Below are 22,517 nucleotides of genomic sequence, written 5' to 3' on the forward strand. Positions count from 1 at the left end.
GCGGTGCCGGCGAGCGCGCGGCCCGGCTCAGACGCGGTCCGCCCAGTCGCCGATCACCGGCGACCACGGGCGGACCGCGCGCTGTGCGACCAGCCCGGCGCGCGCGAAGGGGTCCTCGTCGAGGACCGCGGCGACGGCATCGGGCGTCTCCCCGTCGAGGACGAGCAGCGCTCCGGCGGGCGCGTCCTCGTGGGCGGGAAGCGGACCGGAGGCGAGCAGCGTGCCCCGGGTGTGGAGGTCGGCGAGGAACGCGCGGTGCTCGGGTCGCAGGGCGTCGAGCTCGGCGCTGCGGTCGGCGTAGACGTAGGTGACGGCGTGGATCGGCATGGAACCAGTGAACCAGGCCGGCCCGACGGCGCGGGGCGGGGTCCGCGCCTCGGCTGCGCCCCGTGCTGCCTGCCGCCCGCTACCGGTCCCGCGCCACCGGCCACGCGCTACCAGCCCCGCTCACGCCACTCGGCGAGGTGCGGCCGCTCGGCACCGAGCGTCGTGTCGGCGCCGTGACCGGGATAGGCCCACGTGGCGTCGTCGAACCGGTCGAAGACCCGCTCGACGACGTCGGACAGCAGGCTCGCGAACCGCGCCGGGTCGCGGTCGGTGTTCCCGACCCCGCCGGGGAAGAGCGAGTCCCCGGTGAACAGGTGCACCCGGCCGGGCGCGGCCTCGGGCTCGGCGACGTCGTCCGGCTCGCGGTAGGCGAGGGCGACGGATCCCGGCGTGTGCCCGCGCAGCGCCACGACCTCGAGGTCGATCGCGCCCACCCGCAGTACGTCCCCGTGGCGTAGGCGGCGCTCGACGGGTACGCCGGACGCCGCGGCGACCGCGTCCGCGTCGGGCTCGCCGGCAGCCGACCACGCGCCCGTCGCACCGACGACCGGCGCGAGCGCCCGGAGATGGTCGGCGTGCCGGTGCGTCGTGACGACGCCGTCGAGCCGTCCCGACGGCGAGCCCGCCCGCACGAGGCCGAGCACGTCGTCGGGCGCGTCGGCGGCGTCGACGAGGAGCTGGGCGCCGGTGCGCCGGCACGTGAGGAGATAGACGTCGTTGGCGAGCGGCCCGACGGCGAGCTTGCGGATCTCGACCTCGTCGAGGCGTCGCAGGTCGTGCGGGCCGCCGACGGCGACCTGTCCGGTGTACGTCATGCGCCCAGTGTGCCGTCCGCTCGCGGCGGGCAGCGCGCCGCGACCCCGGCCGCGGTGACCCGGGTCACGGCGGAGAGCCCGGACGTGGGGCGCTCGTGTGCGTTCGCCGGGTGCCGTGCGGAGGTGACGTCGAACACCTGTGCGAGTGTGGGTGGTCCGCCGTACGATGCTGCGGTGAGCAATCGCCTCGTCATCTCCGGTGCCCGCGAGCACAACCTGCGCAACGTCGACCTCGACCTCCCGCGCGACAAGCTCATCGTCTTCACGGGGCTCTCCGGCTCGGGCAAGTCGTCGCTCGCCTTCGACACCATCTTCGCGGAGGGGCAGCGCCGGTACGTCGAGTCGCTGTCCGCGTACGCGCGCCAGTTCCTCGGCCAGATGGACAAGCCGGACGTCGACTTCATCGAGGGCCTGTCGCCCGCGGTCTCGATCGACCAGAAGTCCACGAACCGCAACCCTCGCTCGACCGTCGGCACCATCACCGAGGTCTACGACTACCTGCGCCTGCTGTTCTCGCGCGCCGGGACGCAGCACTGCCCGGTGTGCGGCGAGCGCGTCACCGCGCAGACCCCGCAGCAGATCGTCGACCGCCTCCTCGAGCTGCCCGAGGGCACGCGCTACCAGGTCCTCGCCCCGGTCGTGCGCGGCCGCAAGGGCGAGTACTCCGAGCTCTTCAAGGAGCTGCAGACCAAGGGCTTCGCCCGCGCCCGCGTCGACGGCGAGGTGCGCACCCTCACGGACGTCCCGGCGCTCGAGAAGAAGCTCAAGCACGACATCGAGGTGGTCGTCGACCGCCTCGTCGCGCGCGAGGGCGTCCAGCGCCGGCTCACCGACTCGGTCGAGACGGCCCTCGGGCTCGCGGGCGGGCTCGTCGTCGTCGAGCTCGTCGACGCGGACGCGGACGACCCGGCCCGGGAGCGCCGTTTCTCGGAGAAGCGCGCGTGCCCGAACGACCACGAGCTCGCGCTCGACGAGATCGAGCCGCGCACGTTCTCCTTCAACGCCCCGTACGGCGCGTGCCCGGAGTGCACGGGCATCGGGTTCCGCCTCGAGGTGGACCCGGACCTCGTGGTGCCGGACGACGAGAAGTCGCTGCGCGAGGGCGCGGTCGCGCCGTGGGCGCAGATCTCGTCGGAGTACTTCGAGCGCGTCCTCACGGCGCTCGCGGACGACCTGGGCTTCTCCATGGACACGCCGTGGCGCGCACTGCCCGAGCGCGCGAAGAAGGCCGTGCTCCACGGCCAGAACCACCAGGTGCACGTGCGGTACAAGAACCGCTGGGGCCGTGAGCGGCAGTACTCGACCGGCTTCGAGGGCGTCATCACCTTCCTCGAGCGCCGGCACACCGAGACCGAGTCGGACTGGTCGAAGGAGAAGTACGAGGCCTTCATGCGCGAGGTCCCGTGCCCCGTGTGCCAGGGGGCCCGGCTCAAGCCGGAGGTGCTCGCGGTCAAGGTCGGCGGCAGGTCCATCTGGGACGTGTGCCGCCTGCCCCTGCGCGAGGCCGCGGCGTTCCTCGGGTCGCTCGAGCTGGGAGCGCGCGAGCGCGCCATCGCGACCGAGGTCCTCAAGGAGATCGACGCGCGCCTCGGGTTCCTGCTCGACGTCGGCCTCGACTACCTCTCGCTCGAGCGACCGGCCGCGACGCTCTCGGGCGGGGAGGCGCAGCGCATCCGGCTCGCGACGCAGATCGGCTCGGGCCTGGTCGGCGTGCTCTACGTGCTGGACGAGCCGAGCATCGGCCTGCACCAGCGCGACAACCGTCGGCTCATCGAGACGCTCACGCGCCTGCGCGACCTCGGGAACACGCTCATCGTCGTCGAGCACGACGAGGACACCATCCGCACCGCGGACTGGGTCGTCGACATCGGCCCGGGCGCGGGGGAGCACGGGGGGCGCGTCGTGCACTCGGGCGACTACGCGGGCCTGCTCGAGGCGCCGGAGTCCGTCACGGGCGCGTACCTGTCGGGGCGTCGCAGCATCCCGCTGCCGGCGCAGCGGCGCCCGACGGACCCGGGCCGTCAGATCAAGGTGGTCGGCGCGCGCGAGCACAACCTCACGGGCATCGACGTGAGCTTCCCGCTCGGCACGTTCACCGCGGTCACGGGCGTCTCCGGCTCCGGCAAGTCCACGCTCGTGAACTCGATCCTCTACACCGTGCTCGCCAACGAGCTCAACGGGGCCCGGCAGGTCGCGGGCCGCCACACGCGCGTCACCGGCCTCGAGCACCTCGACAAGGTCGTGCACGTGGACCAGGGCCCGATCGGGCGCACGCCGCGGTCGAACCCCGCGACGTACACCGGCGTGTGGGACCACGTGCGCAAGCTGTTCGCGGAGACGACCGAGGCCAAGGTGCGCGGGTACACGCCGGGCCGGTTCTCGTTCAACGTCAAGGGCGGCCGCTGCGAGGCGTGCTCGGGCGACGGCACGCTGAAGATCGAGATGAACTTCCTCCCGGACGTCTACGTGCCGTGCGAGGTGTGCCACGGCGCGCGCTACAACCGCGAGACGCTCGAGGTGCACTTCAAGGGCAAGACCGTCGCGGACGTGCTCGACATGCCGATCGAGGAGGCGTCCGAGTTCTTCGCGGCCGTGCCCGCGATCTCGCGGCACCTCAAGACGCTCGTCGAGGTCGGGCTGGGCTACGTCCGGCTCGGGCAGCCGGCCCCGACGCTCTCGGGCGGCGAGGCGCAGCGCGTCAAGCTCGCGAGCGAGCTGCAGAAGCGCTCGACGGGCCGCACGATCTACGTGCTCGACGAGCCGACGACGGGCCTGCACTTCGAGGACATCCGCAAGCTGCTCGGCGTGCTCCAGTCGCTGGTCGACAAGGGCAACAGCGTCCTCGTCATCGAGCACAACCTCGACGTCATCAAGAGCGCGGACTGGGTCGTCGACATGGGACCCGAGGGAGGCTCCGGCGGCGGCAAGGTCGTCGCGCAGGGGACGCCCGAGCAGGTCGCGCGCGTGGAGGCGAGCCACACCGGGCGCTTCCTCGCGGAGATCCTCGAGGGGCACGACCCCGTGCCCGTCGGGCCCGCGCCGTCGGCGTCCTCCGGTGTGTCGGCGCCTGCGGCGAAGGCCGCCAAATCGACGAAGGGCCGGTCCGCGGCGGCGCGCCGGGCGACCGACGAGAAGCCGAAGACGGGGCGCCGCAAGGCGTCTGCGGCCTAGCCACGGAGTGGCACGGGTGCGGGTCGACCAGGCCCGCACCCGCGCGGCGTGCTCGGCGCTCGCCGCGTGCTCGCCGCGCCCGGCGTCAGGCGGCGGCGCGCCGGGCGGGCGGCGGCTCGACGAGCACGCGGAAGTTCACCGAGCGCGCGATGAAGCAGTGGTCGTGCGCGCGCTGGTGGAGGGCCGCCAGCGCCGCCTCGTCCGTGCCGGGTCCGTCGTCGACCACCACGCGCGGGTGCAGCGTGACGTCCGTGAACTGGCCCTCGCCCCCGGACTCGACCCGCATGGTGCCGGTCGCGTCGTCGACGTACTCGCGCACGACGACGCCCGCCGCCGCCGCGAGGTGGAGGAACCACAGCATGTGGCACTGCGACAGGCTCGCGAGGAACAGCTCCTCGGGGCTGTACCGGGTCGGGTCGCCGCGGAACGCCGGGTCCGCGGAGCCAGGCAGCGGCGGCCTCCCGTCGAGGAGCACCTCGTGGTCGCGGCTGTAGGCGGTGTAGGACGCGGTGCCGCGGTCGCCCGCGCCGGTCCAGCGGGTCGTCGCGGCGTAGCCGTGCTGTGCGCTCATGGCCGCCACCCTAACGGCCGGTGACGCGCGTCACACGGCGCCGTCCCCGCGCCACCGCGTCCGTCGTCCCGCGTCCCCGCGTCGCCCCACACCCGAGCCACCGGCGTCGGTGGCCTGACCTAGGCTGGAGAACATGGCAGATCCCGCGACGTACCGCCCTGCGCCGGGGGAGATCCCCACCTCGCCGGGCGTCTACCGGTTCCGCGACGAGCACGGCCGTGTGATCTACGTCGGCAAGGCCAAGAACCTGCGCGCGCGCCTGTCGAACTACTTCCAGGACGTCGCGAACCTGCACCACCGCACCCAGACGATGGTCACGACGGCCGCGTCGGTCGAGTGGACGGTCGTCGGCACCGAGGTCGAGGCGCTCGCGCTCGAGTACACGTGGATCAAGGAGTTCGACCCGCGGTTCAACGTCAAGTACCGCGACGACAAGTCGTACCCGTACCTCGCGGTGACCATGGGCGAGGAGTTCCCGCGCGCCCAGGTGATGCGCGGCGCGAAGCGGCCCGGCACGCGGTACTTCGGGCCCTACGGCCACGCGTGGGCGATCCGCGAGACGCTCGACCTCCTGCTGCGGGTGTTCCCCGTGCGCACGTGCTCGGCGGGGGTCTTCAAGCGCGCCCACCAGACGGGCCGGCCGTGCCTGCTCGGCTACATCGACAAGTGCTCGGCGCCGTGCGTCGGGCGCATCACGCCCGAGGACCACAAGGCGCTCGCCGAGGACTTCTGCGACTTCATGGCGGGCGACACGCAGCGGTTCGTGCGCCGGCTCGAGCGCAAGATGAACGAGGCCGCAGCCGCGATGGAGTACGAGGCCGCGGCACGCCTGCGCGACGACATCGCCGCGCTCCAGCGCGCGACGGAGAAGAACGCGGTCGTCCTCGGCGACGGCACCGACGCGGACGTGTTCGCGCTCGTGGGCGACGAGCTCGAGGCGGCCGTCCAGGTGTTCCACGTGCGCGGCGGTCGCATCCGGGGTCAGCGCGGCTGGATCGTCGAGAAGGTCGAGGACGTCACGGACGCCGAGCTCGTCGAGCACCTGCTCCAGCAGGTGTACGGCGCGGCGGAGGAGGCCGTGGCGGCGGACGCCGGGACGCGCGCCGGGCGCGACCTCGCGCGCGACGCCGTGCCGCGCGAGGTCCTCGTCCCCGTCCTGCCGCCGGACACCGACCAGGTCACCACGTGGCTCTCCGGACTGCGGGGCGCGCGGGTCGACGTCCGGGTGCCGCAGCGCGGCGACAAGAAGGAGCTCGCCGCGACGGTCCGCGCCAACGCGGAGCACGCGCTCGCGCTGCACCGCACGCGGCGCGCGGGCGACCTCACGACCCGCAGCCAGGCGCTGCGCGAGATCCAGGAGGCGCTCGAGCTCGAGACGGCGCCGCTGCGCATCGAGTGCTACGACGTCTCGCACAACCAGGGCACGTACCAGGTCGCCTCGATGGTGGTCTTCGAGGACGGGCTCGCGCGCAAGAGCGAGTACCGGCACTTCACGGTCCGCGGCCCGGACGGTGACGGCGCGGCCGACGACACGGCGGCGATGTACGAGGTGATCTCGCGCCGCTTCAAGCGCTACCTGTCCGACCGCTCGCGCTCGGGCGAGGTCGAGCTGGACCTCGAGGCCGACGACGTCGCCGACGGGTCCGACGCCGCGGCGCGCCGGGCGGAGCGTGCCGCGGAGGCGGCGGGCTACGTGCCGCGCAGCGGCGAGGTCGACCCCGACGCCCCCGTGGACCGGCGCGCGCGCTTCGCGTACCCGCCGAACCTCGTCGTCGTCGACGGCGGGCCGCCGCAGGTCGCCGCCGCAGCGCGCGCCCTGGCCGACCTCGGCATCGACGACGTCGCGCTGTGCGGCCTCGCCAAGCGGCTCGAGGAGGTCTGGCTGCCGGGGGAGGAGTACCCCGTCATCCTCCAGCGTTCCTCCGAGGGCCTGTACCTGCTCCAGCGCGTCCGCGACGAGGCGCACCGCTTCGCGATCGCCCAGCACCGCAGGCAGCGCAGCAAGGGCATGACGGCCTCGGCGCTCGACGACGTCCCCGGCCTCGGCCCGGCGCGACGCACCGCGCTGCTCAAGCACTTCGGCTCCCTCAAGCGGCTGCGCGCCGCGAGCGTCGAGGAGATCGCGAGCGTCCGCGGCATGGGCGAGCGGACGGCGCAGGCCGTCGTCGCGGCGCTCGGCGGCGGGACCACGGACGACCGGCCCTCGCAGGACACTCCGGCGCAGGACGAGGCCGCGGCCCGCGCGTGACGGCTGGCATGCTGGGGGCATGACCTCGGAGCCGACCCCGGACCTCAGCCCGCAGGGCCAGCCCGCCCGCGTGCCGGAGCCCTCCCCGACCACCGTCCCCAGCGGCATCCCCGCGATCGAGGCCGCGACCCACGCCCCCGAGCCGAGCGAGGCCGAGGTGCTCATCATCACGGGCATGTCGGGTGCCGGCCGCACCCGGGCCGCCGCCGTGCTGGAGGACCTCGACTGGTACGTCGTCGACAACCTGCCGCCGCGCATGATCGTCCCGCTCGTGGACCTCATGACTCGGTCCGGCTCGACGCTCGAGCGCATCGCGGCCGTCGTCGACGTGCGCGGGCGCGAGTTCTTCACCGACCTCGTCGAGGTGCTCGACCACCTGCGCCAGAGCGGCGTGTTCTACCGCATCCTGTTCCTCGACGCGTCCGACGAGGTGCTCGTGCGGCGCTACGAGCAGGTCCGGCGCCCGCACCCGCTGCAAGGGGAGGGGCGCATCCTCGACGGTCTCGGCGAGGAGCGCCGTCTGCTCGCGAGCCTGGAGGAGCGGTCCGACGTCGTCATCGACACGTCCGAGCTCACCGTGCACGACCTCGCGCGCGAGGTGCGCGCCGCCGTCGCCGACGGAACGCCGGAGACGCTGCGCATCAACGTCGTCTCGTTCGGGTTCAAGTACGGGCTGCCGCTCGACGCGGACCACGTGGTCGACGTGCGGTTCCTCGCCAACCCCTACTGGATCACCGAGCTGCGCCACCTCACCGGCCGGGACGCGCCCGTTCGCGACTACGTGCTCGGGCGCCCCGGCGCGCTCGAGTTCGTCGACCGGTACGTGAACGCGCTCGAGCCCGTGCTGGCCGGCTACCTGGGGGAGGAGAAGCGGTACGTGACCATCGCCGTCGGCTGCACGGGCGGCAAGCACCGGTCCGTCGCGATCAGCGAGGCGATAGCCGCACGCCTGCGCGCCCAGGGGCAGCGCGTCATCGTCACGGCCCGCGACCTCGGCAAGGAGTGACCGGCGCCGTGGTCAACCTGCGCAACCCCGCCGTCGTCGCCCTGGGCGGCGGCCACGGGCTCTCCGCGAGCCTGTCGGCACTGCGGCTCATGTCCGACCGCCTCACGGCGGTCGTCACCGTCGCCGACGACGGCGGCTCCTCGGGACGCCTGCGCGAGGAGCTCGGCGTCCTGCCGCCGGGAGACCTGCGCATGGCGCTCGCGGCCCTGTGCGACGACTCCGAGTGGGGCCGCACGTGGAGCGCGCTCCTGCAGCACCGGTTCACGTCGCAGGGCGACCTCGACAACCACGCGGTGGGCAACCTGCTCATCGTCGCGCTGTGGGAGCTGCTCGACGACCCGGTGGCCGGTCTCGACTGGGTCGGCAAGCTCCTCGGGGCGCGGGGGCGCGTGCTCCCCATGGCGGCGGTGCCGCTCCGGATCGAGGCGGACGTCTGGGCGGATGGCCGGCTCGAGACGGTCGTCGGGCAGAGCCGCGTCGCGGTCACCCACGACCGCATCGAGCAGCTCCGGCTCGTGCCCGCCGACCCGCCCGCGTGCCTGGAGGCGGTGCGGGCCGTCGAGGAGGCGGACTGGGTCGTGCTCGGCCCCGGGTCGTGGTTCTCGTCGGTGATGCCGCACCTGCTCGTGCCCGAGCTCGCGCGAGCCCTGCACGAGACCTCGGCACGCCGGTGCGTCACGCTCAACCTGTCGAGCGAGACGGGGGAGACGTTCGGTCTCACCGCGACGGAACACCTGGAGGTGCTGCACAAGCACGCGCCGGAGCTGCGGATCGACGCCGTCGTGGCCGACCCGTCCGCCGTCGAGGACACCGAGCAGCTCGCGGAGGCCGCGGCGCGCATGGGCGCCCGGCTCCTGCTGCGCCAGGTCCGCCGGGGGGACGGCACGCCGCGGCACGACGCGCTGCGCCTCGCGGCCGCCTACCGGGACGTGTTCGACGACGTCCTCGGCGACGTCGGCTCGCCCGCCCGCTGAGACCTCGACGCCTCCTGCGCCCCTCGCGGGCGCGTGCGTGAGGGGCCTGGCCCGGGTGCTCGCCGGACACCGCGGGGACCGCCCCCGCGCTCCGGGACGCCGCCGCGACACGCTCCCATCGGTGGCAGGATGTCCCGCATGGCGCTCACGGCACAGGTGAAGGACGAGCTGGCACGACTGCGGGTGGACAAGACCTCGTGCCGCAAGGCGGAGGTGTCCGCGATGCTCCGATTCTCCGGCGGCCTGCACCTCATCTCGGGTCGTGTGGTCATCGAGGCCGAGCTCGACACCGCCATCGCCGCGCGCCGCCTCCGGGAGACCATCGCGGACGTCTACGGGCACACGAGCGAGCTGATCGTGGTGTCCGCCGGGGGCCTGCGCAAGAGCAGCCGGTACGTCGTGCGGGTCGTGCGCGACGGCGAGTCCCTGGCCCGTCAGACCGGCCTCCTCGACCAGCGCGGCCGGCCCGTGCGCGGGCTGCCGCCGCAGGTCGTCTCCGGCGGCGTGGAGGAGGCCGAGGCCGCGTGGCGCGGCGCCTTCCTCGCCCACGGGTCGCTCACGGAGCCCGGGCGCTCGTCGGCCCTCGAGATCACGTGCCCCGGTCCGGAGGCCGCCCTCGCGCTCGTCGGCGCGGCGCGGCGCCTCGGGGTGTCCGCCAAGTCGCGCGAGGTCCGCGGCATCGACCGCGTGGTGATCCGGGACGGCGACGCGATCAGCGCGCTCCTGACGCGCCTCGGCGCGCACGAGGCGGTCCTCGTGTGGGAGGAGCGTCGTGCGCGGCGTGAGGTGCGCGGCACGGCGAACCGGCTCGCCAACTTCGACGACGCCAACCTGCGTCGATCGGCGCGCGCCGCCGTCGCCGCGGGCGCCCGGGTCGAGCGGGCTTTCGAGATCCTGGGCCCGGACCTGCCGGAGCACCTCCGCGAGGCGGGCGAGCTGCGTCTCGCGCACAAGCAGGCGTCGCTCGAGGAGCTCGGCCAGCTCGCCGACCCGCCGCTCACCAAGGACGCGGTCGCGGGGCGCATCCGCCGCCTGCTGTCCACGGCCGACAAGCGCGCGGCCGAGCTCGGCATCCCGGACACGGAGGCAGGGCTGAGCCCCGAGCTGCTCGACCTCTGAGGAGCGCGGGCGGCCGTCCGAACCCCGTGTGCCGGCGAGCCGGGCGCGGCGGCGCCCGCCCCCTGGACGTCACGCACCAGCGGGACGATGGTCCCGAAGCATGGGATTCAGGTCACATGACGGAGTGGTGTTGGTATAGGCTCGTCAGTGTCAGGTGACAACGACGTGCTCCTTCGCTGACACCCCTCGTGGGCGTGGGTGGTCCCGGCTGTCGCCGTGACGGTCCACGAGCACGGAGGGTGCTGTGCCGGGATCCGGGCAGCGGGGCACGGGCGCGATCACCACCTGCGTACGACGGCGTACGTGATCGTTCGGCATCAACCGTGTGCGTCGGGACAACCGGCGCGCCCTGAGGAGGGCATTGTGACCATCCGCGTCGGTATCAACGGCTTCGGTCGTATCGGACGGAACTTCTACCGCGCCATCGTCGAGTCGGGCGCCGACATCGAGATCGTGGGCGTCAACGACCTCACGGACAACAAGACGCTCGCGCACCTGCTCAAGTACGACACGGTCCTCGGCCGTTTCCCGCTGAGCGTGGACTTCGACGACGACAACATCATCGTCGACGGCAAGAAGATCCGTGCGCTCGCGGAGCGCGACCCCGCGAACCTCCCCTGGGGCGAGCTGGGCGCCGACATCGTCATCGAGTCGACCGGCTTCTTCACCGACGCGACCAAGGCGAAGGCGCACATCGACGCCGGCGCCAAGAAGGTCATCATCTCGGCCCCGGCCAAGAACGAGGACGCCACGTTCGTCATGGGCGTCAACTCGGACCAGTACGACCCGGCCGCGCACCACATCATCTCGAACGCGTCGTGCACCACGAACTGCCTCGCCCCGCTGGCCAAGGCGCTCAACGACTCGATCGGCATCGAGCGTGGTCTCATGACCACGATCCACGCCTACACGGGTGACCAGAACCTCCAGGACGGCCCGCACCGCGACCTGCGTCGTGCCCGCGCCGCCGCGCAGAACATCGTCCCGACCTCGACGGGTGCGGCCAAGGCCGTGTCGCTCGTCCTGCCCGAGCTCAAGGGCAAGCTGGACGGCTACGCGCTGCGCGTCCCGGTCATCACCGGCTCGGCGACGGACCTCACCTTCACCGCCTCGCGCGAGGTCACGGTGGACGAGGTCAACGCCGCGCTCAAGGCGGCGGCCGACGGCCCGCTCAAGGGCATCCTCGAGTACGTCGACGACGAGATCGTGTCGAGCGACATCGTCACCAACCCGCACCAGAGCATCTTCGACTCGAAGCTCACGAAGGTGATCGGCGACCAGGTCAAGGTCGTCTCCTGGTACGACAACGAGTGGGGCTACTCGAACAGCCTCGTTGCGCTGACCGCCCTGGTCGGCGAGAAGCTCTGAGCCACCTGCTGACGCAGCACAGCCCTGCGTAGCACCATGCGTCCGCGTGCGCGTCCCGGCACCGCCCGGTGACGCGCACGCGGACGTCCTCATGTGCGGGCCGGGCCGGCTGCCGGCCGGCGTCCCGCACGACGGCGACAGAACCGTAGGAGACCGCATGAAGACCATCGACTCCCTGGGCGACCTGCGCGGCAAGCGCGTCCTCGTCCGCTCCGACTTCAACGTCCCGCTCGACGGGACGACCATCACGGACGACGGGCGCATCCGCGCCGCGCTCCCGACGCTGAAGAAGCTGACGGACGCGGGCGCGAAGGTGATCGTCACCGCGCACCTCGGCCGCCCCAAGGGCGAGCCGGACCCGAAGTACTCCCTCGCGCCCGTCGCGGCCCGCCTGGGCGAGCTGCTCGGCGTGCCGGTGCACCTGGCGCAGGACGTCGTCGGCGACTCGGCGCGCGAGACGGTCGCCGCACTCGGCGACGGCGAGGTCGCGCTGCTCGAGAACATCCGGTTCGACCCGCGCGAGACGTCGAAGGACGACGCGGAGCGCCAGGCGCTCGCCCGCGACCTCGCGCAGCTCGCGGACGTCTTCGTCTCCGACGGCTTCGGCGTCGTGCACCGCAAGCAGGCGTCGGTCTACGACGTCGCGCAGGTGCTCCCGTCCGCGGTGGGCGAGCTCGTCCTCAAGGAGGTCGACTCGCTGCGCAAGGCGACGGAGGACCCGCAGCGCCCCTACGCGGTCGTGCTCGGCGGCTCGAAGGTCTCCGACAAGCTGGGCGTCATCGCGAACCTGCTCACCAAGGCGGACCGCCTGCTCATCGGCGGCGGCATGGTGTTCACGTTCCTCGCGGCGAAGGGCTACGGAGTCGGGAAGTCCCTCCTCGAGGAGGACCAGATCGACACGGTCAAGGGCTACCTCGCGGACGCGGAGAAGAACGGCGTCGAGATCGTCCTGCCGACGGACATCGTGGTGGCCGACGCGTTCGCCGCGGACTCGCCGCACGAGGTCGTCGCCGCGGACGCGATCCCGGCCGACAAGATCGGCCTCGACATCGGCCCCGAGTCGGCCAAGCTCTTCGCGAGCAAGATCGTCGACGCGAAGACCGTCGTCTGGAACGGCCCCGCCGGCGTGTTCGAGTTCGAGGCGTTCTCGGGCGGGACGCGCGCCGTGGCCCAGGCCCTGGTCGACGCGACGGCGAACGGCGCGTTCACCATCGTCGGCGGCGGCGACTCGGCCGCCGCGGTCCGCATCCTCGGCTTCGACGAGGCGGGCTTCAGCCACATCTCGACCGGTGGCGGCGCGAGCCTCGAGTTCCTCGAGGGCAAGGACCTGCCGGGGATCTCCGTCCTCGAGGGCTGACCGCCCCCCGTACCCCTCCGCGCCGCCCGCTCCCGCGGGCGGCGCGGGCCCCACAGAGAGAAGAAGGACCCGTGGCGAACACCCGCACCCCGCTCATGGCGGGCAACTGGAAGATGAACCTGGACCACCACCAGGCGACCCACACCGTGCAGAAGCTCGCGTGGACCCTGAAGGACGCGAAGCACGACTACGCGGCCGTCGAGGTCGCCGTGCTGCCGCCGTTCACCGACCTCCGGTCGGTGCAGACGCTCGTGGACGCGGACAAGCTCGAGCTCAAGTACGGCGCGCAGGACGTCTCGGCGCACGCCGAGGGCGCGTACACGGGCGAGATCTCGGCGTCGATGCTGGCCAAGCTCGGCGTGAGCTACGTCGCCGTCGGGCACTCGGAGCGCCGACAGTACCACGGCGAGACCGACGCCCTGGTGAACGAGAAGATCGTCGCCGCCGTGGGTCAGGGCATCGCCCCGATCCTGTGCGTGGGCGAGGGCCTGGACGTGCGCAGGGCCGGCGAGCAGATCGCCTACACGCTCGCCCAGGTCGAGGGCGCCCTCGCGGGCATCCCCGCCCCCCAGCTCGCGACGCTCGTCATCGCGTACGAGCCCGTGTGGGCCATCGGCACGGGCGAGGTCGCGACGCCCGAGGACGCCCAGGAGGTCTGCGGTGCGATCCGCGGCGCCCTCGGCGACCTCTACGACGCGGACCTCGCGAACGCGACGCGCGTCCTGTACGGCGGCTCGGTGAAGTCGTCGAACGTGGCCGCGATCATGGCGCAGCCGGACGTCGACGGCGCGCTCGTCGGCGGCGCGAGCCTCGACCCCGAGGAGTTCGCGAAGATCGCGCGCTACCAGTCGCACGCGACCGGCGCCTGACCTCCGCCTCGCACCCCGCACCGACGGCCCCGGGACCGCATCCTGGGGCCGTCGGCCGCCGTCCGGGGACGACGGCGGACGGGGTTGGCCGCGGCGGCCTCGCGTCGCCTACTCTTGTCCCCTGTGCCGCGGGTCACGCCCGTGCACGACAACCGTGCGGTCGGTCCCGACATCGGTCGGGCCGGCCCTGAGCCTCAAGGACGTACTCGTGGACGTGCTGCGCATCATCCTCCAGATCCTGCTGGTGCTGACCAGCGCCTTCCTCACCCTGCTCGTGCTCATGCACAAGGGGAAGGGCGGCGGCCTCTCCGACATGTTCGGCGGCGGGATCTCGAGCTCCGTGGGCAGCTCCGGCGTCGCCGAGCGCAACCTCAACCGCATCACCGTGGCGTTCGCCCTCGTCTGGGCCGTCGTCATCGTGCTCCTGGGTCTCCTCCAGAAGGTCGTCTGACCGCACGCGCCCACCGGGGCGTCGTCGGGACGGCAGGAGAGTCCGCAGTCGGCAGGGGGCAAGCCGCGCACGGTCGCGCGGTCCGGGCAGGAACGAGTGCCGACGGCGGCACGGACGGGGGAGAGAGCACGTGGCAGGTGGTAACGCGATCCGAGGGTCGCGCGTCGGGGCGGGACCGCTCGGGGAGTCCGAGCGCGGCGAGATCGCGCCGCGCTTCTGGGTGTCGTACTGGTGCGCCAACGGCCACGAGACGCGACCCAGCTTCTCGTCGGAGGCGGGCATCGAGGCGCCGGAGACCTGGGACTGCCCGCGGTGCGGGTTCCCGGCCGGTCAGGACCAGGAGCACCCGCCGACGCCGTCGCGCAACGAGCCCTACAAGACGCACCTCGCGTACGTGAAGGAGCGGCGCAGCGACGAGGACGGCGTCGCGATCCTCGACGAGGCGCTCGCCGCGCTGCGCGCCCGCCGCGGCCGCTGAACCCCGCCCGGGCGGTACGGGTAGCGGCTCAGCCGCGCACGCGCGCGAGCACGAAGCCGTCGTAGCCCTTGGACCCGACGGTCTGCACGGCCGTGGCGTCGAGGCGCGGGTCCGCGACGACGCGGTCCGCCATCTCCCGCACGCCGAGCACGTTCGGGTCGGTGCTCGCCGCGTCCGCGACGGCCCCGCCGCGGACGGTGTTGTCCACGACGAGGAGCGTCCCGGGGCGCGAGAGCCGCAGCGCGAGGTCGAGGTAGACCGGGTTCGAGGGCTTGTCCGCGTCGACGAACACGAGATCGAACGGCGCGGCGCCGTCCGCGACGAGCCCCCGCAGCGTGTCGGCGGCCGGGCCGACGACGACGTCGACCGTCCCGGAGAGGCCGGCCGCGGCCAGCGACTCGCGCGCGACGGCGGCGTGCGCCGGGTCGATCTCGCACGTGACGAGCGTGCCGTCGGCGGGCAGGGCCCGGGCGAGCCAGATCGTCGAGTAGCCGCCCAGGGTGCCGACCTCGAGGATCCGCCGCGCGCCCGACCCGAGCGCGAGGAGCTGCAGCAGCCGGCCCTGGGCGGGGGAGACCTGGATCTCCGGGAGCCCGGCGTCCCGGGCGCGCGCCGACGCGGCGGCGAGCACGTCGTCCTCGGCCACCAGGGGCGCGAAGTACGCGTCGACGGCGTCCCACGTGGCCGCGGGGTCCGCCGGGTGCTCGCCGCCGGTCGTCACGCGCGCCCCTCGTCCGTCTCGGTCGGGGTCCCGGTGCCGGCCGCGGCGACGTCGACGAGCCACAGCGTGGCCTCCGTCCCCGCGACCGCGGCGGCCGGGGTCTCGCGCACCGGCGCGCCGGCGAGGGCCGACGCCACCGCGGGGGCCTTCTCGGCGCCCGCCGCGACCACCCACACCTGACGGGCCCGCGCGATCGCCTCGAACGTCAGCGTGACGCGCTCGGGCGGCGGCTTGGGGGAGCCGTGGACGCCCGCCGTCGGGGTGCCCGTCACGTCGAGCCCGGGGTGGTCGGGGAAGAGCGACGCGACGTGGCCGTCGGGGCCCATGCCGAGCAGCAGGACGTCGAAGGCCGGGACCTGCTCGCCGTCCGGCGCGTGCTCCGCGAGCGTCGCCGCATACGCGGTCGCCGACTCCTCGGGGGTCGCCGCCGCGCCCGCGGCCGGCATCGGGTGCACGTTCTCGGGCGGGAGGTGCGGCAGGTGGTCGAGCAGCGCCGCGCGCGCCTGCGTCTCGTTGCGCTCGCCGTCGCCGGACGCGAGGAAGCGCTCGTCGCCCCACCACACGTGCACGCCCGACCAGTCGACGGCGTCGCGCGCGGGGTGGCGCGCGAGCGCGGTCAGGCTCGCGATCCCGACGGTCCCACCCGTCAGCACGACGTGCACGGGCCGGCGGACCGACTGCACGTCGAGCAGGCGGGTCACGAGGCGCGACGCCACCGCCTCGGCGAGCACGCCGGCGTCGGGGTGCACGACGACGAGGCGCGCCGGGGTGCCCGGCCCCGCGGCGGTCATGCGCCCACCTTCTGCAGGCCCTTGGTGAGCACCTCGCCGTAGATCTCGTCAGGGTCCAGGCGGCGGAGCTCCTCGATGAGGGCCTCGCTGAGCGTCCGGATGGGCAGCGCGACGCGGCGGTCGGGCTTGCCCGGCTGGCTGATCGTCACCGTGCGGCCGTCGGGGCGGTCGAGGACGATCGGGCCGCTCTTGCGCTCGAGGGTCACGCGCGTGATCGCCTCGGCGCCGCGCCGTCGCACCACCTGGGCCGGGCAGCGCAGGCGCGAGCCCAGCCACGCGGCGAGCAGGTCGAGCGACGTGTGCTTCGCCTGGCCCTCGACGACGACGCTCGTCACCGGCTCGTAGGGCGGCTGGTCGAGCGCCGCGGCGATGAGGCCGCGCCACAGCGTCACGCGGGCCCACGCGAGGTCGGAGTCGCCCGGTCCGTACGTCTGCGCGAGCTGCGCGAGCGTCGCCTCGGGGTCCTTCGCGGTGATCGAGTCGGTGATGCGCCGTTGCGCCATGGCGCCGACCGGGTCGTCGTCGGGGGACGCGGGCGGCTGGCCCGGCCACCACACGACGATGGGCGCGTCGGGCAGCAGGAGCGGCATGACGAGCGTGTCCGCGTGCTCGAGCAGCGGCCCGGCGGTGCGGAGCACGACCACCTCGGACGCGCCCGCGTCGCCGCCGACGCGGATCTGCGCGTCGAGGTGCGGCGTCGCGCTGCGCCCCGACGGCGCGACGACGATGACGCGGCACGGGTGCTCGCGGCTCGCGTCGTTCGCGGCCTCGATCGACGTCTCGACGTCGGACTCGCGCGCGATGACGACGAGCGTGAGGACGCGGCCCAGCGCGATCGCGCCGCCCTCGTCGCGCAGGCGCACGAGGCGCTTGTTCACCGCGTTCGTCGTCGTGTCGGGCAGGTCGATGATCATCGCGGGGTCCTCGCCGGTCGGAGGGTCGTGCCGCGTACCGGCGCACGACGGGGTCGGGGGGTCTCTCGGGTGCGCGCGGCCCGCTCGGCGGGCGCCGGCGCGGTCACGGGCGCCGCCAGGCGCGGCCGTCGCGCGCGAGCATCGCGTCGGCGGACTCCGGCCCCCACGTGCCCGACCGGTACGGCTCGGGCTTGCCCTTCACGGCCCAGTGCGCGGTGATCGGGTCGAGGATCTTCCAGGAGAGCTCGACCTCCTCGCGCGTGGGGAACAGCGGCGGGTCGCCGAGCAGGACGTCGAGGATGAGACGCTCGTACGCCTCCGGCGAGGACTCCGTGAACGCGTGCCCGTAGCCGAAGTCCATCGTCACGTCGCGGACCTCCATCGCGGTGCCCGGGACCTTGGCGCCGAAGCGCATCGTCACGCCCTCGTCCGGCTGGACGCGGATCACGAGCGCGTTGTTCCCGAGGTCCGACGCCTGCGAGCTCTCGAACGGCAGGTGCGGGGCCTTCTTGAACACCACGGCGACCTCGGTCACGCGGCGCCCGAGGCGCTTGCCCGTGCGCAGGTAGAAGGGGACGCCCGCCCAGCGGCGGTTGTCGATGTCGACGCGGATCGCCGCGTACGTCTCCGTGGTGGAGGTGTCGGGGATGCCGTCCTCCTCGAGGAAGCCGATGACCTCCTCGCCGCCCTGCCAGCCGGCGGCGTACTGCCCGCGGGCGGTGTGCCGGGACAGCTCGCGCGGCAGCCGCACGGCGGAGAGAGCCTTGATCTTCTCGGCCCGCAGGGAGGGCGCGTCGAACGACACCGGCTCCTCCATCGCGACGAGCGCGAGCAGCTGGAGCAGGTGGTTCTGGATGACGTCGCGCGCGGCGCCGATGCCGTCGTAGTAGCCGGCGCGGCCCCCGATGCCGATGTCCTCGGCCATCGTGATCTGCACGTGGTCGACGTAGTTCGCGTTCCAGATGGGCTCGAACATCTGGTTGGCGAAGCGCAGGGCGAGGAGGTTCTGGACCGTCTCCTTGCCGAGGTAGTGGTCGATGCGGAAGACCGAGTCGGGCGGGAAGACCTCCGACACGACGGCGTCGAGCTCGCGCGCGCTCGCGAGGTCGTGGCCGAACGGCTTCTCGATGACCACGCGGCGCCAGGCGTCCTCCGCCGAGCGGGACAGCCCCGACTCGGCGAGCTGGCGGCACACGACGGGGAACGCGCTCGGCGGGACCGACAGGTAGAACGCGTGGTTGCCGCCCGTGCCGCGCTCGGCGTCGAGCGTCTCGACCGTCTCGCGCAGGCGCTCGAACGCCTCGTCGTCGTCGAACGAGCCCTGGACGAACCGGATGCCCTCGGAGAGCTGGCGCCACGTCGCCTCGCGGAACGGCGTGCGCGCGTGCTCCTTGACGGCGTCGTGCACGACCTGCGCGAAGTCCTGGTCCTCCCAGTCGCGGCGCGCGAAGCCCGTGAGCGCGAAGCCCGGGGGGAGCAGGCCGCGGTTGGCGAGGTCGTAGACCGCGGGCATGAGCTTCTTGCGGGCGAGGTCGCCCGTGACGCCGAAGATGACAAGCCCGCACGGGCCCGCGATCCGGGGCAGGCGCAGGTCGAGGGGGTCGCGCAGAGGGTTGTGCTCTGGCGTGATCTTGGCCGGTCTCACCTGGTGGCACCGTTCCGTTCGGGGAGGGGTCGGAGGACTGCAGAAGGACTGGGGCGTCTGCGGATCATAGGGGCGTCGCGACGGGGTGCGCCGCCGTTCCCGCAGGTCGGACGCGCGGCCGGGACGCCGGCCGCGCGCCGGAGGTCAGGAGGAGGCGAGGCGGCGGAGGTTGGCGCGCGTCGTGGCGAGGAGCTCGGTCCAGCTGTCCTCGAACTTGCGCACGCCCTCGGCCTCGAGGCGGTCGGTGACCTCGACGAGGGAGACGCCGAACGACTCGACGGTCTCGATCGTGCGCCGCGACGCGGTCGCCGTGCCGGTGATCGTGTCGCCCGTCACGACGCCGTGGTCCGCGAACGCCTGGAGCGTCGCCTCGGGCATGGTGTTCACGACGCCGTCCGTGACGAGCTCGTCGACGTACATGGTGTCGCGGTACTCGGGGTTCTTCACGCCCGTCGAGGCCCACAGGGGGCGCTGGGGCTGCGCGCCGGACGCGACGAGCGAGCGCCAGCGGTCCGTCTGGCGGAACTCCTCGTACGCCTCGAACGCGAGGCGCGCGTTCGCCACGGCGGTCTGCCCGCGCAGGTCGAGCGCCTCGGGCGTCCCGACCTTCTCGAGCGCGGCGTCCACCGCGGTGTCGACGCGCGAGACGAAGAACGAGGCGACGGAGCCCACGGGCGCGAGGTCCACGCCGTCGGCGCGCGCCTGCTCCAGCCCGATCGCGAACGCCTCCATGACCGCGCGGTAGCGCGCGAGGGAGAAGATGAGGGTCACGTTGACGCTGATGCCCTGCGCGAGCGTGCGCGTGATCGCGTCGAGGCCCGCGACGGTCGCCGGGATCTTGATGTAGACGTTCGGGCGGTCGATCGTGCGCCACAGGCGCTCCGCCGTGACGACCGTCGCGTCGGCGTCGTGGGCGAGGCGCGGGTCGACCTCGATCGAGACGCGCCCGTCGACGCCGTCGGTGGCGTCGTAGACGGGGCGCAGGAGGTCGGCGGCGGCGCGCACGTCGTCCGTCGTGATGCGCTCGACGGCGGCCTCCACGGCAGCGTCGTCGGTGCCCGCGGCCGCGAGGTCGGCGAGCTGGGCGTCGTAGGCGTCGCCCTTCGCGAGCGCCGACGCGAAGATCGTGGGGTTCGTGGTCACGCCGACGACGCCGCGCGTCGCCACCAGCTCGGCGAGGTTGCCCGTGCGCAGCCGTTCTCGGGAGAGGTCGTCGAGCCAGATCGACACGCCCGCTCCCGTGAGCTGCTCGATGGGGCCGGGGACGGTGGTGGGCTGCGTCATCGGACTTCCTCTCGTGGTGCTCTCGCTGCGGACGTGCGCCCGGGTCGCCGCTCGTGACGGTCGTCCGGGGTGCCCCGAGGTGGGGCCGCGTGCACGGCCCCACCTCGGAATCTACGAAGGGTCAGCGCAGGTCGCCAGTGCCGCCCTCCGAGGGGGTGGGCTCGGCGCCCGGGGCGTCGCCGCCGCGCGCCGCGGCGATCGACTCGCGCGCCGCCGTCGCGACGGCTTCGGACGTGATGCCGAACTCGCGGTACAGCACCTGGTAGTCCGCGGACGCGCCGTAGTGCTCGAGGCTCACGGAGCGGCCGGCGTCGCCGACGAGCTCGCGCCAGCCCTGCGCGACGCCCGCCTCGACCGAGACGCGCGCGCGGACGGCGGACGGCAGGACCGACTCGCGGTAGGCGTCGTCCTGGCCGTCGAACCACTCGCGGCTCGGCAGCGACACGACGCGCGCCTGCACGCCCTCGGCCGCGAGGATCTCGCGCGCCTCGACGGCGAGCTGCACCTCGGAGCCGGTGCCGATGAGGATGACGTCCGGCGTGCCCTCGGTGTCGAGCAGCACGTAGCCGCCGCGCGCCGTGCCGGACGCGTCGGCGTAGCCGTCCGTCCCGCGCGGGAACGTCGGCACGTTCTGGCGCGTGAGGATGAGGCCCGCCGGGCGCTCGGTGTTCTCGAGCACGGTGCGCCAGGCCCACGCGGTCTCGTTCGCGTCGGCCGGGCGCACGACGTCGAGGCCCGGGATCGCGCGCAGCGCCGCGAGGTGCTCGACGGGCTGGTGCGTCGGGCCGTCCTCGCCGAGGCCGATCGAGTCGTGCGTCCACACGAACGTCGTCGGGATCTCCATGAGGGCGGCGAGCCGGACGGCGGGACGCATGTAGTCGCTGAACTGGAGGAACGTGCCGCCGTAGGCCCGCGTCCCGCCGTGCAGGACGATGCCGTTGAGGATCGCGCCCATGGCGTGCTCGCGGATGCCGAAGTGCAGCGTGCGGCCGTACTCGTGGCCCGGGAACTTCTTCGTCGCGTGCTCGGCCGGCACGAACGACGGCTCGCCGTCCATCGTCGTGTTGTTCGAGCCCGCGAGGTCGGCGGAGCCGCCCCAGAGCTCGGGCAGCACGTCCTTGAGCGCGGTGAGGACCTTGCCGGACGCGGAACGCGTCGCGACGGCCTTGCCCGCCTCGAACGTGGGGAGCGCGTCCTCCCAGCCGGCCGGGAGCTCGCGGCGCGAGAGGCGGTCGAGCAGCTCCGCGCCGGACGGGTTCGCCGTCTTCCACGCCTCGAACGCCCGGTCCCAGGCGGCGCGGGCGTCGGCCTGGCGCTCGCCGACGGCGCGCGTGTACGCGAGCACCTCGTCGTCGATCGCGAAGCTCGCCTCGGGGTCGAGGCCGAGCTCGACCTTGAGGCCCTTGATCTCGTCGGCGCCCATGGCGGAGCCGTGGATGCCGCCGGTGTTCTGCTTCGTGGGCGACGGGTACCCGATGATCGTGCGCAGCGCGATGATCGACGGCTTGCCCGTCTCGGCCTTGGCGGCCTCGATCGCGGCGTGCAGCGCGTCGACGTCCTCCGCGTAGCCCGTGCCGCCGTTGGTCCAGTCGACGCGCTGGGTGTGCCAGCCGTACGCGGCGTAGCGCGCGAGGACGTCCTCCGTGAACGCGATGTCCGTGTCGTCCTCGATCGAGATCTTGTTGTCGTCCCAGATCACGACGAGGTTGCCGAGCTGCTGGTGGCCCGCGAGCGAGGAGGCCTCGCTCGTCACGCCCTCCTGCAGGTCGCCGTCGGAGGCGATGACGTAGACGTGGTGGTCGAACGGCGACTCGCCCGCCGTGGTCGACGGGTCGAGCAGGCCGCGCTCGCGGCGCGCCGCGAACGCCATGCCGACCGACGACGCGAGGCCCTGGCCGAGCGGGCCGGTCGTGATCTCCACGCCGCGGGTGTGCTTGTACTCGGGGTGGCCGGGGGTCTTGGAGCCCCACGTGCGCAGCGCCTCGATGTCCTCCATCTCCAGGCCGTACCCGGCGAGGAAGAGCTGGAGGTAGATCGTCAGCGACGAGTGGCCCGCGGAGAGCACGAACCGGTCACGACCCACCCAGTGGTCGTCGGACGGGTCGTGGCGCATGACCTTCTGGAACAGCAGGTACGCGGCGGGGGCCAGCGAGATCGCGGTGCCCGGGTGGCCGTTGCCCACCTTCTCCACGGCGTCGGCGGCGAGCGCCTTGATCGTCTTGACGGCCCGGTCGTCCAGGTCCGTCCAGTCCAGGGGCGTGTGAGCAGGGGACAACGCGTTCACCGAACCTCATTCCCGTCCGGAGCGCGCGCCCCGGATCCTCGCGACAACTCGAAGCAACCGTTGAACATTTCCCGGCCTCACGCCTCTGGGGGCGGGGCGGCCCGGTGCCCGTCGCGGCCCGGAG

Annotated in this window: 19 protein-coding genes; 10 read left to right on the forward strand and 9 right to left on the reverse strand. The window is 73.5% G+C overall.

The features are described from left to right. Positions 1 to 27: 27 nt before the first annotated feature. Both E1O70_RS04140 and E1O70_RS04145 read right to left on the reverse strand, forming a co-directional pair. Positions 28 to 327 (reverse strand): YciI family protein, encoded by a 300-nt coding sequence (locus tag E1O70_RS04140; RefSeq protein WP_061267760.1) that lies wholly within the window; start codon positions 325 to 327, stop codon positions 28 to 30. 107 nt (positions 328 to 434) lie between these two features. Then, a complete protein-coding gene (locus E1O70_RS04145; RefSeq protein ID WP_043651202.1) occupies positions 435 to 1,142 on the reverse strand; it encodes an MBL fold metallo-hydrolase in 708 nt (235 codons plus the stop codon). A gap of 174 nt (positions 1,143 to 1,316) precedes the next feature. On the opposite strand from E1O70_RS04145, the gene uvrA reads away from it, so the two are divergent. Beyond that, positions 1,317 to 4,313, forward strand: a complete 2,997-nt coding sequence (gene uvrA, locus E1O70_RS04150; RefSeq protein WP_061267761.1) for an excinuclease ABC subunit UvrA — start codon at positions 1,317 to 1,319, stop codon at positions 4,311 to 4,313. 85 nt (positions 4,314 to 4,398) lie between these two features. Here the strand turns inward: uvrA and E1O70_RS04155 are convergent, their stop codons facing one another. Beyond that, the gene (locus E1O70_RS04155) at positions 4,399 to 4,884 is read right to left on the reverse strand and encodes an OsmC family protein (RefSeq protein WP_061267782.1); all 486 of its coding nucleotides are present in this window, start codon (positions 4,882 to 4,884) and stop codon (positions 4,399 to 4,401) included. A gap of 133 nt (positions 4,885 to 5,017) precedes the next feature. Here E1O70_RS04155 and uvrC point away from each other — a divergent pair, with 133 nt between their 5' ends. The 9 genes from uvrC (at position 5,018) to E1O70_RS04200 (ending at position 14,754) form a co-directional block, all read left to right on the forward strand. Beyond that, positions 5,018 to 7,132, forward strand: coding sequence for an excinuclease ABC subunit UvrC (uvrC, locus tag E1O70_RS04160; RefSeq protein ID WP_061267762.1), 2,115 nt, complete (start codon positions 5,018 to 5,020; stop codon positions 7,130 to 7,132). 19 nt (positions 7,133 to 7,151) lie between these two features. Continuing rightward, a complete protein-coding gene (gene rapZ, locus E1O70_RS04165; RefSeq protein WP_061267763.1) occupies positions 7,152 to 8,138 on the forward strand; it encodes an RNase adapter RapZ in 987 nt (328 codons plus the stop codon). Between the two features lie 8 nt (positions 8,139 to 8,146). Next, a complete protein-coding gene (locus tag E1O70_RS04170; RefSeq protein WP_061267783.1) occupies positions 8,147 to 9,112 on the forward strand; it encodes a gluconeogenesis factor YvcK family protein in 966 nt (321 codons plus the stop codon). Positions 9,113 to 9,250: 138 nt separating this feature from the next. After that, on the forward strand, positions 9,251 to 10,231 hold the full coding sequence (gene whiA, locus E1O70_RS04175; protein ID WP_034655142.1) for a DNA-binding protein WhiA: 981 nt from the start codon (positions 9,251 to 9,253) through the stop codon (positions 10,229 to 10,231). Between the two features lie 363 nt (positions 10,232 to 10,594). After that, positions 10,595 to 11,599 carry a type I glyceraldehyde-3-phosphate dehydrogenase gene (gene gap, locus E1O70_RS04180; protein ID WP_061267764.1) on the forward strand — a complete coding sequence of 335 codons (1,005 nt, stop codon included), beginning with the start codon at positions 10,595 to 10,597 and terminating at the stop codon, positions 11,597 to 11,599. A 157-nt stretch (positions 11,600 to 11,756) separates the two neighbouring features. Continuing rightward, a complete protein-coding gene (locus E1O70_RS04185; protein ID WP_021481806.1) occupies positions 11,757 to 12,956 on the forward strand; it encodes a phosphoglycerate kinase in 1,200 nt (399 codons plus the stop codon). A gap of 71 nt (positions 12,957 to 13,027) precedes the next feature. After that, a complete protein-coding gene (gene tpiA, locus E1O70_RS04190; RefSeq protein WP_082774458.1) occupies positions 13,028 to 13,825 on the forward strand; it encodes a triose-phosphate isomerase in 798 nt (265 codons plus the stop codon). Positions 13,826 to 14,033: 208 nt separating this feature from the next. Beyond that, a complete protein-coding gene (gene secG, locus E1O70_RS04195; RefSeq protein WP_021481808.1) occupies positions 14,034 to 14,276 on the forward strand; it encodes a preprotein translocase subunit SecG in 243 nt (80 codons plus the stop codon). A gap of 130 nt (positions 14,277 to 14,406) precedes the next feature. Continuing rightward, positions 14,407 to 14,754 (forward strand): RNA polymerase-binding protein RbpA, encoded by a 348-nt coding sequence (locus E1O70_RS04200; protein ID WP_021481809.1) that lies wholly within the window; start codon positions 14,407 to 14,409, stop codon positions 14,752 to 14,754. 28 nt (positions 14,755 to 14,782) lie between these two features. Here E1O70_RS04200 and E1O70_RS04205 read toward each other — a convergent pair whose 3' ends face one another. From E1O70_RS04205 to tkt, 6 genes are all read right to left on the reverse strand, one after another. Further along, entirely contained in the window at positions 14,783 to 15,475 is a 693-nt protein-coding gene (locus E1O70_RS04205; RefSeq protein WP_061267765.1) for an O-methyltransferase, read from the reverse strand. Next, positions 15,472 to 16,266 (reverse strand): 6-phosphogluconolactonase, encoded by a 795-nt coding sequence (gene pgl / locus E1O70_RS04210; protein WP_061267766.1) that lies wholly within the window; start codon positions 16,264 to 16,266, stop codon positions 15,472 to 15,474. Before pgl ends, E1O70_RS04205 begins: the two co-directional genes overlap by 4 nt. Beyond that, complete coding sequence (gene opcA, locus E1O70_RS04215; RefSeq protein ID WP_034655766.1) at positions 16,263 to 17,180, reverse strand: glucose-6-phosphate dehydrogenase assembly protein OpcA; 918 nt, start codon at positions 17,178 to 17,180, stop codon at positions 16,263 to 16,265. The genes pgl and opcA overlap by 4 nt, the downstream gene beginning before the upstream one ends. Before the next feature lie 103 nt (positions 17,181 to 17,283). Further along, positions 17,284 to 18,825, reverse strand: coding sequence for a glucose-6-phosphate dehydrogenase (gene zwf, locus E1O70_RS04220; RefSeq protein WP_061267767.1), 1,542 nt, complete (start codon positions 18,823 to 18,825; stop codon positions 17,284 to 17,286). A 144-nt stretch (positions 18,826 to 18,969) separates the two neighbouring features. Continuing rightward, a complete protein-coding gene (gene tal / locus E1O70_RS04225; RefSeq protein WP_061267768.1) occupies positions 18,970 to 20,109 on the reverse strand; it encodes a transaldolase in 1,140 nt (379 codons plus the stop codon). Positions 20,110 to 20,230: 121 nt separating this feature from the next. Then, positions 20,231 to 22,393 carry a transketolase gene (gene tkt, locus E1O70_RS04230; protein ID WP_061267769.1) on the reverse strand — a complete coding sequence of 721 codons (2,163 nt, stop codon included), beginning with the start codon at positions 22,391 to 22,393 and terminating at the stop codon, positions 20,231 to 20,233. Between the last annotated feature and the right edge of the window lie 124 nt (positions 22,394 to 22,517).

Source organism: Cellulosimicrobium funkei, from assembly GCF_004519295.1.
Classification (GTDB): Bacteria; Actinomycetota; Actinomycetes; order Actinomycetales; family Cellulomonadaceae; genus Cellulosimicrobium; species Cellulosimicrobium funkei.

Coding starts and splice junctions, on each gene's coding strand:
- E1O70_RS04140 (WP_061267760.1), bottom strand. CDS start 327: ATGCCGATCCACGCCGTCACCTACGTCTACGCCGACCGCAGCGCCGAG.
- E1O70_RS04145 (WP_043651202.1), bottom strand. CDS start 1,142: ATGACGTACACCGGACAGGTCGCCGTCGGCGGCCCGCACGACCTGCGA.
- E1O70_RS04155 (WP_061267782.1), bottom strand. CDS start 4,884: ATGAGCGCACAGCACGGCTACGCCGCGACGACCCGCTGGACCGGCGCG.
- uvrC (WP_061267762.1), top strand. CDS start 5,018: ATGGCAGATCCCGCGACGTACCGCCCTGCGCCGGGGGAGATCCCCACC.
- rapZ (WP_061267763.1), top strand. CDS start 7,152: ATGACCTCGGAGCCGACCCCGGACCTCAGCCCGCAGGGCCAGCCCGCC.
- whiA (WP_034655142.1), top strand. CDS start 9,251: ATGGCGCTCACGGCACAGGTGAAGGACGAGCTGGCACGACTGCGGGTG.
- E1O70_RS04185 (WP_021481806.1), top strand. CDS start 11,757: ATGAAGACCATCGACTCCCTGGGCGACCTGCGCGGCAAGCGCGTCCTC.
- pgl (WP_061267766.1), bottom strand. CDS start 16,266: ATGACCGCCGCGGGGCCGGGCACCCCGGCGCGCCTCGTCGTCGTGCAC.
- opcA (WP_034655766.1), bottom strand. CDS start 17,180: ATGATCATCGACCTGCCCGACACGACGACGAACGCGGTGAACAAGCGC.
- tal (WP_061267768.1), bottom strand. CDS start 20,109: ATGACGCAGCCCACCACCGTCCCCGGCCCCATCGAGCAGCTCACGGGA.